This is a genomic window from Mycobacterium paraense, assembly GCF_002101815.1.
Taxonomy (GTDB): domain Bacteria; phylum Actinomycetota; class Actinomycetes; order Mycobacteriales; family Mycobacteriaceae; genus Mycobacterium; species Mycobacterium paraense.
Map to the genome: position 1 here is coordinate 71965 of NZ_LQPM01000019.1, position 14958 is coordinate 86922.

Genomic DNA, 14958 nt, shown 5'->3' on the forward strand with positions numbered 1-14958 from the left:
ATATCCCGCCGCGCGGCCCACCGCGCTGTTTTGCTAGAGACGGTATGGGCATACTGAGTGCATGCGCTCCATCTGGAAGGGTTCGATCGCGTTCGGGCTGGTGAACGTGCCGGTCAAGGTGTACAGCGCCACCGAGGACCACGACATCAAGTTCCATCAGGTCCACGCCAAGGACAACGGCCGCATCCGCTACCAACGCATCTGCGAGAAGGACGGCGAGGTCGTCGAATACCGTGATATCGCCCGGGCCTTCGAGTCCGACGACGGTCAGTCGGTGATCATCACCGACGACGACCTCGCGACGCTGCCCGAAGAACGCAGCCGCGAAATCGAAGTGCTCGAGTTCGTCCCCGCCAGCGAGGTCGACCCGATGCTGTTCGACCGCAGCTACTTCCTCGAGCCGGATTCGAAGTCCTCCAAATCCTATGTGCTGCTGGCCAAAACCCTCGCCGAGAGCGATCGGATGGCCATCGTCCACTTCACGCTGCGCAACAAGACGAGGCTGGCAGCGTTGCGCGTCAAGGACTTCGGCAAGCGCGACGTCATGGTGGTGCACACCTTGCTGTGGCCCGACGAGATCCGCGATCCCGACTTTCCCGTGCTGGACAAGAAGGTCGACATCAAGCCGGCGGAACTCAAGATGGCCGGCCAGGTGGTGGAGTCCATGGCCGAAGACTTCAACCCCGACCGCTACCACGACACCTACCAGGAACAGCTGCAGGAGCTGATCGAAGCGAAACTCGAAGGCGGCGAAGCGTTTACCGTCGAGGAGCAGCCCAAGGAACTGGACGAGACCGAGGACGTCTCCGACCTGTTGGCCAAGCTCGAGGCGAGCGTGAAGGCGCGCTCCGGCGACGGCAAGGCGCCCGCCAAGAAGGCGGCGGCGAAAAAGGCGCCGGCGAAGAAGGCCGGATCCAGCTCGGGCGCCAAGAAGAGCACCGCGAAGAAGGCCCCCGCCAAGAAAGCCGCGTCGAAATCCTGACGGCGCTCGCCTGCGTCGTCAGCGCCGCCGCGTGGACAGGAAGCGGAACGCCGCGGCCAGCAGGTTGATCACCGCCACGATGATGATCAGGCTCAGCGCCGCGCCCCAGATCCGCAGGAATCCGGCGTGTTCCGGGTTGGTCAGCTCGGTGTAGATCAGCAACGGCAGCGACGCCATGTTGCCGTGGAACATGTCCAAGTTGATGGAGCGGCTGTAGCCGACCAGCACCAGCACCGGTGCGGTTTCGCCGATGACGCGCGCGACGGACAACAAGACGCCGGACACGATGCCCGGCATCGCGATCGGGATGACGATCCGCACGATGGTCTTCCATTTGGGAACGCCCAGCGCGTAACTGGCCTCCCGCAGGTCGTCGGGCACCAACCGGAGCATCTCCTCGGTGGACCGCACCACCACCGGCAACATCAGCAACACCAGGGCCAGCGACACGGCGAACGCGCTCTGCTGGAAACCCAGGGTGGCGATCCACAGGCTGAAGATGAACAGCGCGGCCACGATCGAGGGCACCCCGGCGAGCACGTCGACCATGAACGTCGTCACCCGCACCAGCCGCCCGGAGCCGTATTCGACCAGGAACACCGCGGTCATCAGCCCCAGCGGCACGGACAGCAGCCCGGCGACGCCGGCCTGCACCACCGTCCCGTACAGCGCGTGGTAGACGCCGCCGGCAAACTGCTCCGGCAGCACGCCACGCAGCGAGTGGGTCCACCAGCCCGACCGGGTGACGGCGTACCAGCCCCGCGCGACCACCACGCCCAGCACCCAGACCAGCGGCACCAGGGCCGCGATGAACGACGCGACGAAGAACGTCGTCGCGGCGTTGTTGGTGATCCGCCGCCGCAGGCTCAGGGGGCTGAAGACGTCGGGTTTGACCGGCAGGTCGAGCGCGTCGATCGTCATCCGTTGACCTTCCCGCCCGCGATCGCACGGGCGGTCGCGTTGACGATGAACGTCAGGACGAACAGCGCGAAGCCGGCGGAGATGTAGGCCCCGGTGGGCAGCGGTTCGCTGAATTCCGCTGCCGCGGAAGCGATCTTGGAGGCGAACGTGTAGCCGCCGTCGAACAGCGACCAGTTGCCGGCCCGGGCGGCCGACCGCAGGATGATCAGCACCGCCACAGTCTCACCCAGGGCTCGGCCCAACCCCAGCATCGACGCCGCGATGACACCGCTGCGGCCGAACGGCAGCACGGTCATCCGCACCACCTCCCACTTGGTGGCGCCCAAGGCCTGCGCCGCTTCCATCTGAATGGGTGGGGTCTGGCGGAACACCTCCCGCGATACCGAGGTGATGATCGGCAGGATCATCACCGACAGCACGATGCCGGCGGTGAATATGGTGCCGCCGCCGGCCAGGGAAACGTTGCCCTGCTTGAACAAAAAGAACCAGCCGAGGTTGCGGTTGAGGAATTCCGCGATGGGTTCGAGTTTGGGCGCCAGCACGAAGATTCCCCACAACCCGAAAATGATCGACGGCACCGCGGCCAGCAGATCAACCATCGCGCCGAACGGTCGTGCGAGCCGTTTGGGGGCGTATTGGGTGAGAAATACGGCGATCCCGATGGCGATCGGCACCGCCACCACCAGGGCGCTCAACGAACTGAGCACCGTGACCATGAACAGGTCGCGGATACCGAACGCCAGATGGTTGGCCTTGGTCGTGTTGAATTCGGCGCTGGTGAAGAAATTCGCGTGGTTCGCGCGCAACGCCGGGACGGCGCGGACCAACAGGAACACCGCGATCAGCCCGATCGCGATGACGATCGTTGACCCGGCCGCCGCGGCGACCAACTTGAACAGTCGGTCGCCGCGGTGCGCCTTGTGCGGGTCGGTCACCTTCAGCGCAGGCTGAGCCCCCGTCGAGGAGGTGGCGATCGCTCCGCGAGTCATGACACCTCGGATCACGCGATTGCGTTGACCGCGGTCGACAACTTCGACTTGAAGGAGTCCGGAATCGGGATGTATCCGTTGTCCGCCAAGCCGTTCTGGCCCGCCCCGATGGTGCTCTGCAGGAACGCCTTCACCGCCGTGCCGACCTGCGAGTCGGGGTACTTCGAGCAGACGATCTCATAGGTCGCCAGCACGATCGGGTACGAGCCCGGCTGCGTCGGCTTGTAGAACGAGTTGGTGTCGAGCACCAGGTCGTTGCCCTGGCCCTTGACCGTGGCACCGGAGATCGTCTTGCCCACGGAGTCGGCGCTGATGGCGACCGCGTCGGGGCCGGCCGAGGTGACGACCTTGGCCATGTTCAGGTTCTGGGCCTTGGCGAACGACCATTCGTTGTAGGTGATCGATCCCTCGGTGGCCTTGATCGCGGCCGAGGTGCCGTCGTTGCCCTTGGCGCCCTCACCGACACCGCCGTTGAACGTCTTGCCCGCGCCCTTGCCCCACTGACCGTTGGAGGCCGCATCGAGGTAGTGCTGGAAGTTGTCGGTGGTCCCGGACTGGTCGTTACGGAAGACGACGTGAATCGGCTCGGCCGGCAGGGTGGTGCCGCCGTTGAGGCCCGCGATCGCCGGATCGTTCCAGGTGGTGATGGCGCCGTTGAAGATCCTCGCCGCGGTCGGGCCGTCCAGGTTCAGCGAGCTGACGCCCTTGACGTTGTAGGTGATCGCGATCGGACCGAACACCACCGGCAGGTTCCAGGCCGGCGAGCCGCAGCGCTGCTGGGCCGCGGTGTATTCGTTGGGGGCCAACGGGGAGTCGGACCCGCCGAAATCGGTTTGGTTGCCGTTGAATTCGCTGATTCCGGCACCGGAGCCGTTGGCGGTGTAGTTCAGGGTCTGGCCGGGGCAGGCCTGTTCGAACGCATTGACGAATCGGGTCATCGCGTTGGCCTGGGCGGTGGAGCCGCTGGCCTTCAGCGTCTTCTTCCCTCCGCAGCTCACGTTGCCCGTCGACGCACCCGACGCGCTTGTCGAAGCGCCGCCACCGCTCGCGTTGTTGTTGTCATTGCCACACCCGGACGCCACCAGTGCGGCGCAAGCCAGCACACCCACCGCGGCACCAAATCGGTTCAGTTTCAATTCTCTTCCTTAACAGTAGGGATGAAACGTCGCCGCCGCCGGGAGGCCGCGGCTCGGCAACCAGCCTTCACACGCAGCCATGTAGCTAACAGTAACAAGGTTAACGTTCGGAGAATTCTGTCCGGCGTTCAGCACCAGGTGAACGGGCATGCAATTGCCGCCGTCGCGGCCATTGCATCCGGACGCCCGTATGACAAACTAGAACCTGTTTCAGAAATGCCGGAATGGGAGTTGGCGGGTTTTGTTACCGTGTCGCCGACGACTCGAATAGAGAGGCCGCAATGATCCTTGACAGGTTCCGTCTGGACGACAAAGTCGCCGTCATCACCGGTGGCGGGCGTGGCCTCGGTGCCGCCATCGCGCTGGCTTTCGCCGAGGCAGGCGCCGATGTTCTGATCGCGTCGCGCACCCAATCCCAACTAGACGCCGTCGCCGAAGAGGTCCGCGCGACCGGCCGCCGCGCCCACGCCGTCGCCGCCGACCTGGCCCACCCCGAGTCCACCGCGGAACTGGCCGCCCAGGCCGTCGATGCCTTCGGAAAACTAGACATCGTCGTCAACAATGTCGGCGGGACGATGCCCAACACCCTGCTGACCACCTCGACCAAGGACCTCAAGGAGGCGTTCACCTTCAACGTGGCAACCGCCCACGCGCTCACCGTCGCGGCGGTGCCGTTGATGCTGGAGCACTCCGGCGGCGGCAGCATCATCAACATCACCTCCACCATGGGCCGGCTGGCCGGGCGCGGTTTCGCCGCCTACGGCACCGCCAAAGCGGCGCTGTCGCACTACACCCGGCTCGCCGCGCTGGACCTGTGCCCACGCATCCGAGTCAACGCCATCGCGCCGGGTTCGATCCTGACGTCGGCGCTGGACGTGGTGGCCTCCAACGAGGAGCTGCGCGCACCGATGGAGAAGGTGACGCCGATGCGCCGCCTCGGCGACCCCGTCGACATCGCCGCCGCCGCAGTGTATTTGGCGTCACCCGCCGGCAGCTTTTTGACCGGCAAGACGCTGGAGGTCGACGGCGGTCTCACCTTCCCGAACCTCGACATCCCCGTCCCGGACCTGTGAACCCCGACCGCTGAAGGAGCGCGCCATGGCCATCCCCGTCGTTCAGTTGGGCACCGGCAACGTCGGCGTCCACGCGCTCAAAGCGCTCATCACCAACCCGCAGTTCGAACTCACCGGCGTGTGGGTCTCCTCGGACGCCAAGGCCGGCAAGGACGCGGCGGAGCTGGCCGGGCTTCCGGAGTCCACCGGGGTGATCGCCACCACTGACCTGGACGCCGTGCTGGCGACCGGCCCCCAGTGCGCCGTCTACAACGCGCTCGCCGACAACCGGCTGCCCGAGGCGCTGGAAGATTACCGGCGGGTCCTCGCGGCCGGGATCAACATCGTCGGCAGCGGCCCGGTCTTTCTGCAGTACCCGTGGAACGTGATCCCCGAAGAGCTCATCGCCCCGCTGGAAGATGCGGCGCGAGAAGGCAATTCGAGCGTGTACGTCAACGGCATCGACCCGGGGTTCGCCAACGACCTGCTTCCGTTGGCGTTGGCCGGCACCTGTCAGAACATCCAGCAGATCCGATGCATGGAGATCGTCGACTACGCCACCTACGACAGCGCCGTCGTCATGTTCGACGTGATGGGGTTCGGTAAGCCGCTCGACGATATCCCGATGCTGCTGCAGACCGGCGTGCTGAGCCTGGCGTGGGGATCGGTGGTGCGGCAACTGGCGGCGGGCCTGGGCATCGAGCTCGACAACGTCGCCGAGGAGTACGTGCGCGTGCCGGCACCCGAGGACTTCGACATCGCGTCGGGTCACATCGCCAAGGGCACCGCCGCGGCGCTGCGGTTCGAGGTGTTCGGAATGGTCAACGGCGATCCCGTCGTCGTCCTGGAGCACGTCACCCGGTTGCGCGAGGATCTGTGCCCCGAGTGGCCGCAACCCGCCCAGCCCGGCGGCTCCTACCGCATCGAGATCACCGGCGAGCCGTCGTACGCCATGGACGTCTGCCTGAGCAGCCGGCTGGGCGACCACAATCACGCCGGGCTGGTCGCCACCGCGATGCGGGTCGTCAACGCGATTCCCGCCGTGGTGGCCGCCCCGCCCGGCATCGTGACCACGCTCGACCTGCCCCTGGTCACCGGGCGGGGACTGTACGTCCCGGGGTGAGGTTCGGCACGGCATGAAGTCGCCCGTTTCGGCGTTGAGCTATCCATCACACGTGCCGGCGCGAAGGGAAGAGCGATGTCGAAGCGGCGGGTTCTGGTCACCGGGGCGTCGAAGGGTATCGGCCGCGCGGTCGCCGACCGCCTTGCCGCCGGCGGATACGACGTGATCGGGCTCGCCCGCACCGCCCCGCCGGACTTCCCCGGACGCTTCCATGAGGTCGACTTGGCCGACAGGGCCGCCACGGCGGCCACCCTGGACAAGATCGTCGGCGACGGCCCCGTCGACGCGGTGGTCAACAACGTCGGCTTCGCCCGGTTCGGCCATATCGGCTCGATCGATCTCGACGATCTTTTCAGCACCTATGACATGAACGTGCGCACCGCGGTCCAGGTGGTGCAGGCGGTGCTGCCGGGCATGATCGACGCTCGGTGGGGTCGCATCGTCAACGTCACGAGCCTGACGACGCTCGGCGTCGCGGAGCGAACTCCCTACGCCGCCGCGAAGGCCGCGCTCGAAACCTGCACGCGCATCTGGGCCGGTGAGCTGGCGTCGACCGGGATCACCGTGAACGCCGTGTCGCCCGGGCCGATAGAAACCGAGATGTTCCGTGAGCGCAGCCCGGCCGGATCGGAACGCGAGGGCCGGCTGCTCGCGGCGATTCCGCTGCAACGAGTCGGCAGGCCCGCCGAAATCGCCCACGTGATCGCGATGCTGCTGCACGACGACGCCGGCTACATGACGGGCCAGATCGTCCGCGTCGACGGCGGAGGCAGCATCCCCGCCGCGTAGTGCCGCGATCCAGGTGACCCGCGAATGGATTGCGGCCCGCCAGTTCGGATAACCTCACTTTTTTATTCGGGGACATGGATCGAGGGTCGACAGGTTGGCGGAAGGCACCCAGTCATCGCTCCGATCGAGCTGGTACCTGCTCGGGCCGGCGTTCGTCGCCGCGATCGCGTACGTCGACCCGGGAAACGTCGCCGCCAACGTCAGCGCCGGCACCCAGTTCGGCTACCTGCTGCTGTGGGTCATTGTCGCGGCCAACGTGGTCGCGGGCCTGGTGCAATACCTGTCCGCGAAGCTCGGGCTGGTGACGGGACGGTCGTTGCCCGCGGCCATCGGCAAGGGGATGACCCGTCCCGTGCGGCTGACCTTCTGGGGCCAGGCCGAAATCACGGCCATGGCAACCGATGTCGCCGAAGTGATCGGCGGGGCGATCGCCCTGCGCATCCTGTTCGGCCTGCCGCTGCCGCTCGGCGGGATCATCACCGGAGTGATCTCGCTGCTGCTCCTGGCGATCAGGGACCGTCGCGGCCAGATCCTTTTCGAGCGCGTCATCACGGGCCTGCTGCTCGTCATCGCGGTCGGCTTCGCCGCCAGCTTTTTCGTCTCGACCCCGCCGCCGGATGCCGTGGTCGGGGGGTTGGTGCCGCGCTTCCACGGCAGCGAGAGCGTGCTGCTGGCCGCCGCCATTCTGGGCGCCACCGTGATGCCGCACGCCGTCTACCTGCATTCCGGCCTCGTCCTGGACCGGCACGGGCATCCCGAGGCCGGCCGCGACCGACACTGGCTGCTGCGCGTGACTCGCGTGGACGTTGTGCTGGCGATGGCCGTCGCCGGCACGGTGAACGCGGCCATGCTGCTGGTCGCCGCCATCAACCTGCAGGGCCGCCAAGAAACCGCATCCATCGAGGGCGCCTACACCGCGGTCCACGACACGTTGGGGCCGCTGATCGCGGTGCTGTTCGCGGTCGGGCTGCTGGCCTCCGGCTTGGCGTCGTCGTCGGTGGGCGCCTACGCCGGCGCCATGATCATGCAGGGGCTGCTCCACCGGTCGATCCCCATGCTGGTGCGCCGGCTGCTGACGCTGTGCCCGGCGGTGGCGATCCTGGCGCTCGGTTTCGACCCGACCCGGGCGCTGGTGTTGTCCCAGGTCGTGCTGTCCTTCGGCATTCCGTTCGCGGTGCTTCCGCTGGTCAGACTGACCAGCAACCGCGAGTTGATGGGTAGCGACGCCAACCATCCCGTCACCACCGCGATCGGCTGGGCGGTCGCCGTCACCGTCAGCCTGCTCAACCTGGTGCTGATCTGGCTGACCGTCACCGGCTGATCCGGCGCCGCACGGCTTGGTGATCGCGGTCGCCCGACCGCAAGAAACTCGCAAGAACTTCGCGAAGACCTGACAAGCGGCGCGCGCGAACCTATCCATGCCCAGCACGGGCGCTCTGCCGAAAAAGGCCTTCAAAAAAGTGTCCGACTCCGGCCCGGTAGGTCCTCCTACCTACGACAGCGACCCAACCCGGGCCGCGACCAGCGCCAAAGGAGCACCCGATGAACACCCCACGTGACCTGGACCGGACGGCCGTGGCCCCGCGCGGCGACGACCCCACCTCGGCCTACGCCTGGGCCTCGAGCCCGCTCGGTGACCCGACCCGTGACTCCGAGGACCTCCCGCACGGCCACGAGTTTCCGGCCGAATCGATCACCCCGGCGAAAAGCGCGAAGTCCATCGACAAGGTGCTGGTGGCCGCGGGCCTGATCGGCGTGATCGGCGCCGGCACCGCCCTCGGCATCGCCCTGTTCTCCAGCTCGCCCCGACCGCAGGCCGTGGCCGTGACCCCGGGTTCCGCTGCCGCCCCCGCCGCGGCTTCGACGTTCGCGGCGCTGGCCCCGGTTCCGGCCGCCGCCGTTGCGGCCCCGGTGACACCCCCGCCCGACAACGGGCCGGCCCCCGTCGTCGCGCTGCCCGAACCCGCGCCGCAAGGCCCGGCCCCCGCGCCGGTGGTCGCGCCCCCGCCCGACAATCCGGCGCCTGCGGCCGACCCGGGGACGCCGCCGCCCGCCGCGCCTCCGGGCCCGGTCGTCGTGGTGAACGTCCCGCCGCCGCCCGCCGTCTGGGTCCCGGTGCCGGTGCCGCCGCCGCAGCTACCGCCCCCGCCTTCGCTGCCGCCGTTGCCCGCGCCTCCGAAGCTGCCGCCGCTGCCGGCTCCCCCGAAGCTGCCGCCGCCCCCGCCGCCGCCGTCGCTGTGCCTGCCGCCGCATCACCTCGTGCAAGGAGTCTGCAAATGAGGTCGCGGGCCTGGATGAGGCTGGTGTCGCTGCTGTCCTCCCACGCATCGACCACGGAGCTGGAATTTCTCGTGCTATTTGACCGCTGTGCGCGCACACTTATTCGCAGCGCCGGTTCTGCGAGGGGCACCGACGCCTCATCGGCTGGGAAAGCGACGTGACGAGCGCACTATCCAACTGGGACATCGTCAGCGACGCGGAGTTGGCCCGCGCGGCCGCGACGGGCGATCGACACGCGTTTGCCATGATCTACGACCGTTACGCCGACCGGCTGCACGACTTCTGCATCGGCATGGTGCGCGATCGCGACGCCGCCGCCGACTGCGTACAGGACGTCTTCTGCGTCGCCGCGACCCAGCTGTCCAAGCTGCGCGAGGCCGACCGGCTGCGCCCCTGGTTGTATGCCATTGCCCGCAACGAGGCGCTGCGCTGCATCAAAAACCGCCGCCGCGAGCAGGTCTCCGACGAGCTGCCCGACGCGGCGTCGGGTGATGCGGGACCGGAGACGCTGGCCGCGCGCAACGAGCTGGCCAACCTCATCGCCGAGGCAGCCGGTGGGCTCGGCGACCGCGACCGCATGGTTCTGGAGCTGGCCTATCGGCATGGCTTGGACGGGCCCGAGCTGGCCAACGCGCTGGAGGTCAGCCCCGGCACCGCCAACAAGATGGTGTCGCGCCTGCGGACCACCATCGAGACTTCGCTGGGTGCGCTGCTGGTCGCGCGCCGCGCACAACACACGGCCGACAAGTGCGCCGAGCTGGGCACCATCCTGGCCGGCTGGGACGGTCGCTTCAGCGTGCTGATGCGCAAACGCATCACCCGCCACATCGAATCGTGCTCCGTTTGCGACGAAGAACGGCGCCGCCTGGTCAACCCGGTCGCCCTGCTGGGTGCGGCGCCGGTGATCATCCCCGCGCCCGCCTGGCTGCGCGATCAGACCCTGGGCCGGATTCAGCTGACCTCCGCCGACAGCGACCTCGGCACCGACGGCGGCCGCAGCGACCACCCCGGGTCCGACGACGGCGGCTACCCGCCGACGGTCCCCTCGGCGGCCGTGGCCGCGGACCAGGACGGCGACTATGTGGAGGCCGCCCAACAAGGGCGAGTGCGGCGGGTCGTGCCGTGGATCGCGCTGTTCGCCGCCGCCTTCCTGGCCTCGCTGGGGCTGATGTACATCTTCCTGTACCAGCACAAGACGGCCATCACGCCGACCGAGTTGAGCCGCATCGCACCCGCTCCCATGAAACCGGCGTCACCGCCGGCCGCGAACCAAATCGCACCGGCTCCCCCCGCGAATCTCCCTGCGCCGCCGGTCTATTGCCGCCGCCGCCCTCGGGCGTGCATCCGTCGCCGCCGAGGTATCCGCCGCCGTCCCCGCCGAAAGCGCCGCCCCCGTCCGCGCCCGCCCCGTCCGCGCCGCCGGCCGCCCCAAGTCGGCCGTACCCCCCGCCGCGGCCAGTCCCGCCGCCACCACCGCCGTCGAGCGCGCCAGCCCCGATCCTCAGGTGACCGGTCCGTAGCGCGCGGCCAAGCCGGTACGGCAGGATGGGAACGTCGTCGTCCGTGGAGAGGCACGCGGGAGTTAGCTTGGCCGAACATCTCAGCGCCCGGGCGGTGACGGCCTAGATGCCGGCCCGCCGGCACCCCTATTTCGCCTACGGGTCGAATCTGTGCGTCAGGCAGATGGCGCTGCGCTGCCCGGACGCGACCGATCCCCTGCCGGCGGTGCTGGCGGATCACGACTGGCTGATCAACCAGCGCGGCGTAGCCACCGTCGAGCCTTTCGCCGGCGCGCAGGTGCACGGGGTGCTCTGGCTGATCTCCGATGAGGACCTCGCGGCATTGGACAGCGCCGAGGGCGTGCCGGTGCGCTACCGGCGCGACCGGCTGACCGTCCACACCTGCGACGGGCCGTCGCCGGCCTGGGTCTACATCGACCACCGGGTGAATCCGGGCCCGCCCCGACCGGGATATCTGCCCAGGGTCATCGACGGCGCCGTCCACCACGGCTTGCCGCAGCGCTGGGTCGACTTCCTGCGGCGGTGGGATCCCGCCCGCTGGCCGCGCCCGATCCCCGCGAAAACCACTGCGCCGCAATCGCTCTCCGCGCTGCTCCGCGAACCCGGGGTGACCGAGGAGAGCCGGCTGCGGTCGCGGTTCGGCTTTCTCGCCATCCACGGCGGCGGCCTGGAACAGATGACCGACGTCATCGCCGAACGGGCCGCCGAGGCCGCCGAGGCGTCGGTGTACCTGCTGCGCCATCCCCACCGCTACCCGCACCACCTCCCGTCGGCCCGCTATGACCCGGACGAGTCGCCGCGGCTGGCCGAGTTTCTCGACCATGTCGACGTCGCCGTCTCGCTGCACGGCTACGGGCGCATCGGGCGCGGCACCCAGCTGCTCGCCGGTGGTCGCAACCGCGCCCTGGCGGCGCACCTGGCCCGGCACGTCCGGCTGCCCGGCTACCAGGTCGTCACCGCCATCGACGACATCCCGCCGGAACTGCGGGGCCTGCACCCGGACAACCCGGTGAACCGGGTGCGCGACGGCGGGACGCAGCTCGAGCTGTCGCCCCGGGTCAGGGGCCTTGGGCCGCGTAGCCCGCTGCCCGGCGCCGACGGCCTGTCGCCGGTCACCACCGCCCTGGTGGCGGGCCTGGCGGCCGCGGCGCGTTCCTGGTAAGTGTTATCTGTCGATCGGAGGTTGTTGGTGGCCAAGGATTTTCGCTTCGGGCTGAGCATGCGATTCTTCAAGTCGCGTGCGGCACTGGTCGACAAGGTGAAACGAGCCGAGGATCTCGGCTACGACATCCTCTGCGTGCCCGACCATCTGGGCGCGGCCGCGCCATCGCCGACGCTGACGGCGGTCGCGATGGTGACCAGCCGGATCCGCCTGAGCATGTATGTGCTCAACGCCGGGTTCTATAAGCCCGCCCTGCTCAGCCGGGACCTCCAGGCCCTCGACCTGCTCAGCGACGGCCGCCTGGAGATCGGCCTCGGGACCGGGTATGTCAAAGAGGAATTCGAGGCGGCCGAGATCCCCTACCCCAGTGCCGGGGCCCGGGTCGACTACCTCGAACACATGACGAGCTACCTCAAGCAGCATCAGCCGTCGACGCCGATCCTCATCGCCGGCAACGGCGATCGGGTGCTGACGATCGCCGCGACACAGGCCGACATCATCGGGCTGACCGGGGCTCGGGTGCGGGACGTGGACGACCCGCTCGCCGAGCGCATCGAGTTCGTGCGCAAGGCCGCGGGTGACCGGTTCGACGCGCTGGAGCTCAACATGGTGATCACGGCGATGCCGCGCGAAGGCGAGTCCGCGCCCGACCTGAGAATGACGCGGCAGTACGCGCCGGACCTGTCCGACGAGCAATTGCTGTCCATGCCGTCGGTGCTCAGCGGGTCACCGCGCGAGATGGCCGACACGTTGTCCGCGCTGCGCGACAAGTACGGGCTGACGTGCTTCACCGTGCAGGACAACAACCTGGACGCCTTCGCGAAGGTGATCGCGGAGCTGCGCTGACCTTTCCGGGCTGCGAGATCCCTTCCCGGGCAACCGATGCGGAGGCTTTCACCATGAAGATGTGGATCCAGATTGACGGCCACGATGACGACGACGAATATCCGGATGGCGCGACCTATGAAGTGCTCGATGGCGGCGTGCTAAAGGTCAGCAGCGGTAAGGACATTCACCTCTACAGCCCGGCGTACTGGCAAGAGGTCACGATCGACACCCGTCCCGCCGGTGAGCAAGACGAACCGGCCCAACCGCTCGACCAAGATCTCAGATGGCAGTGACCGCCGCCGACCCTGGCGCCGACGCGTCGCATGGCGTTGGCCGCGCCCGCTAGACTCACACCGCCGCCCCGTGAGGTTTGTCAATATCCGAAGACGTTCCTCGCCCTCGTAGCTCAGGGGATAGAGCACGGCTCTCCTAAAGCCGGTGTCGCAGGTTCGAATCCTGCCGGGGGCACCGACTGACGTGTATGACCTCGGCTGATGCGTGACAGTTTGTCTTCGGCTGATGGGTGACAGTGTTTCGGCTGATGCGTGACAGTGGTTTCGGTTGATCCGCGACACTCCTGGAATGAGGGAGTTGAGCGTGGCTGAGCAGCGGTATCAGGCCGTAATGGCGGTGATTGGTGACGGGTTGACGGTGTCCCAAGCCGCGGAAAAGACCGGGGTGGCTCGTCAGACGCTGCACCGGTGGCTGGCCCGTTATGAGGCCGAGGGCCTGGATGGGTTGGTGGACCGGTCGCATCGGCCGGTGGTTTGTCCGCACCAGATGCCGGCGGCGGTGGAGGCTGCGGTGTTGGAGTTGCGGCGGTCGCGTCCGTATTGGGGCCCGCGGCGGCTGGTCTTCGAGTTGGCCAAGCGCAAGGTGTCCCCGGTGCCGTCGTCCTCGGCGGTGTATCGGGCGTTGTTGCGGGCCGGGTTGATCGACCCGAGTGTGCGGGATCGGCGTTCGCGTAAGTGGAAGCGCTGGGAGCGTGGGGCGCCGATGGAGTTGTGGCAAATGGACATTGTGGGCGGGTTCCCGTTGGCCGATGGGACTTCGGCCAAGGCGTTGACCGGCATTGACGATCATTCACGGATGTGCGTGTGTGCGCGGTTGATGGCTCGAGAGCGCACCCGCGCGGTCTGCGAAGGGTTGCGTGATGCGCTGGCACGCTACGGGGTTCCTGAGCAGATCTTGACCGATAACGGCAAGGTGTTCACCGGCCGGTTTTGTCATCCGCCGGTGGAGGTGCTCTTTGATGCGATCTGCCGCGAAAACGGCATTGAACACTTGCTGACCCAGCCGCGTTCGCCGACGACGACGGGCAAGATTGAGCGGTTTCATCGCAGTCTGCGCGCGGAATTCCTCAGCGGTGCGGCACCTTTCACGAATTTGAAGACAGCCCAGCGGGCCCTAGATGAGTGGGTGGGTGACTACAACTCCAACCGACCGCACCAGGCGTTAAAGATGGCGACTCCGGCGCAACGCTTCGGCGCCGGCGCGCCAGCCTTAGCCCCGTCGACATCGACAAGCACATGCACCGAGCGCGGCGGAGATGACTGGGTGAGTCGTCGGGTCACCACCAACGGGGTGGTCTGTGTGGCCTGGCAACAAGTCAGCATCGGCCGCTACTACGCCGGTCAGCGCTGCGATGTCCACGTCGACGGGCAGCTGCTGCGGTTCTGGGTCGGCGAAAACTTGGTCAAAACCGCCGCCCGCCGCACCACCGGCGAGGTACGAAACAAACGGGCCCTGCGCACCAGCGCCGGGAGCTAAGACCCAACAACAAGTGTCAAGGATCAACCGAAACAGAAATGTCACCCATCAACCGACTCTGAACAGGGGCACCGACTGACGGGGACCCCGACTGACCTGGGACGCAACCAGCCCGCCGCCGCCGCACCGATGAGTTGGTGCTAGCTGCCGCCGGTGCCGCCGTTGCCACCGTCGACCACGCCGCCCACGCTGACGGCGCCGCCGCCTCCCCCGCCGCCGCCAATGCCGGCGCCACCGCCGAGGCCGGGACTGGCAAGGCCATTGTTGATGCCAACGAGGCCGCCGAAGTCGCCGGGGTTGCCGGCGGTGCCGCCAGGCCCACCGCCGACGGTGAGGTTGTTGGCGGCAACAACAGCGCCGCCGCCGGCGCCGCCGCTCCCGCCTGCCCCGCCGGCGGTACCCCCTC

Annotated in this window: 14 protein-coding genes, 1 tRNA gene and 1 pseudogene; 12 read left to right on the plus strand and 4 right to left on the minus strand. The window is 68.0% G+C overall.

What is annotated here, in order from left to right; all coding sequences use genetic code 11:
• Nucleotides 1-61 precede the first annotated feature (61 nt).
• The gene (gene ku / locus AWB89_RS16375; protein WP_085098840.1) at nt 62-982 is read left to right on the plus strand and encodes a non-homologous end joining protein Ku; all 921 of its coding nucleotides are present in this window, start codon (nt 62-64) and stop codon (nt 980-982) included.
• 18 nt (nt 983-1000) lie between these two features.
• Here the strand turns inward: ku and pstA are convergent, their stop codons facing one another.
• From pstA to pstS, 3 genes are read right to left on the minus strand one after another with little or no spacing between them, the layout of a single operon-like run.
• Nucleotides 1001-1903, minus strand: a complete 903-nt coding sequence (pstA, locus tag AWB89_RS16380; protein ID WP_085098837.1) for a phosphate ABC transporter permease PstA — start codon at nt 1901-1903, stop codon at nt 1001-1003.
• Complete coding sequence (pstC, locus tag AWB89_RS16385) at nt 1900-2892, minus strand: phosphate ABC transporter permease subunit PstC (protein WP_085175066.1); 993 nt, start codon at nt 2890-2892, stop codon at nt 1900-1902. Before pstC ends, pstA begins: the two co-directional genes overlap by 4 nt.
• An 11-nt stretch (nt 2893-2903) precedes the next feature.
• Complete coding sequence (gene pstS, locus AWB89_RS16390) at nt 2904-4028, minus strand: phosphate ABC transporter substrate-binding protein PstS (RefSeq protein WP_085175068.1); 1125 nt, start codon at nt 4026-4028, stop codon at nt 2904-2906.
• 281 nt (nt 4029-4309) lie between these two features.
• On the opposite strand from pstS, the gene AWB89_RS16395 reads away from it, so the two are divergent.
• The 11 genes from AWB89_RS16395 to AWB89_RS16445 all read left to right on the plus strand — a co-directional run bounded on the left by AWB89_RS16395 (nt 4310) and on the right by AWB89_RS16445 (nt 14552).
• Nucleotides 4310-5101, plus strand: a complete 792-nt coding sequence (locus AWB89_RS16395; RefSeq protein WP_085175070.1) for an SDR family oxidoreductase — start codon at nt 4310-4312, stop codon at nt 5099-5101.
• Between the two features lie 25 nt (nt 5102-5126).
• On the plus strand, nt 5127-6203 hold the full coding sequence (locus AWB89_RS16400; protein WP_085175071.1) for an NAD(P)H-dependent amine dehydrogenase family protein: 1077 nt from the start codon (nt 5127-5129) through the stop codon (nt 6201-6203).
• 75 nt (nt 6204-6278) lie between these two features.
• A complete protein-coding gene (locus tag AWB89_RS16405; protein ID WP_085098822.1) occupies nt 6279-6992 on the plus strand; it encodes an SDR family oxidoreductase in 714 nt (237 codons plus the stop codon).
• A gap of 64 nt (nt 6993-7056) precedes the next feature.
• Nucleotides 7057-8313, plus strand: a complete 1257-nt coding sequence (locus AWB89_RS16410; protein ID WP_241520517.1) for an Nramp family divalent metal transporter — start codon at nt 7057-7059, stop codon at nt 8311-8313.
• Nucleotides 8314-8534: 221 nt separating this feature from the next.
• A complete protein-coding gene (locus tag AWB89_RS16415) occupies nt 8535-9272 on the plus strand; it encodes a hypothetical protein (protein ID WP_085098816.1) in 738 nt (245 codons plus the stop codon).
• Nucleotides 9273-9429: 157 nt separating this feature from the next.
• Nucleotides 9430-10890: an RNA polymerase sigma factor gene (locus tag AWB89_RS28020; protein WP_241520516.1), complete on the plus strand. Its 1461-nt coding sequence runs from the start codon at nt 9430-9432 to the stop codon at nt 10888-10890.
• Nucleotides 10891-10898: 8 nt separating this feature from the next.
• Nucleotides 10899-11954: a poly-gamma-glutamate hydrolase family protein gene (locus AWB89_RS16425; RefSeq protein ID WP_085175076.1), complete on the plus strand. Its 1056-nt coding sequence runs from the start codon at nt 10899-10901 to the stop codon at nt 11952-11954.
• A 21-nt stretch (nt 11955-11975) separates the two neighbouring features.
• Complete coding sequence (locus AWB89_RS16430; RefSeq protein WP_085175077.1) at nt 11976-12800, plus strand: LLM class F420-dependent oxidoreductase; 825 nt, start codon at nt 11976-11978, stop codon at nt 12798-12800.
• A 53-nt stretch (nt 12801-12853) separates the two neighbouring features.
• Nucleotides 12854-13075, plus strand: a complete 222-nt coding sequence (locus tag AWB89_RS16435) for a hypothetical protein (RefSeq protein ID WP_085175079.1) — start codon at nt 12854-12856, stop codon at nt 13073-13075.
• Between the two features lie 102 nt (nt 13076-13177).
• A tRNA-Arg gene (locus AWB89_RS16440) sits at nt 13178-13250 on the plus strand.
• Between the two features lie 114 nt (nt 13251-13364).
• Complete coding sequence (locus tag AWB89_RS16445) at nt 13365-14552, plus strand: IS481 family transposase (protein WP_085175081.1); 1188 nt, start codon at nt 13365-13367, stop codon at nt 14550-14552.
• Nucleotides 14553-14692: 140 nt separating this feature from the next.
• Here AWB89_RS16445 and AWB89_RS28310 read toward each other — a convergent pair.
• Nucleotides 14693-14958, minus strand: a pseudogene (locus tag AWB89_RS28310) (PE family protein); the annotation flags it as partial.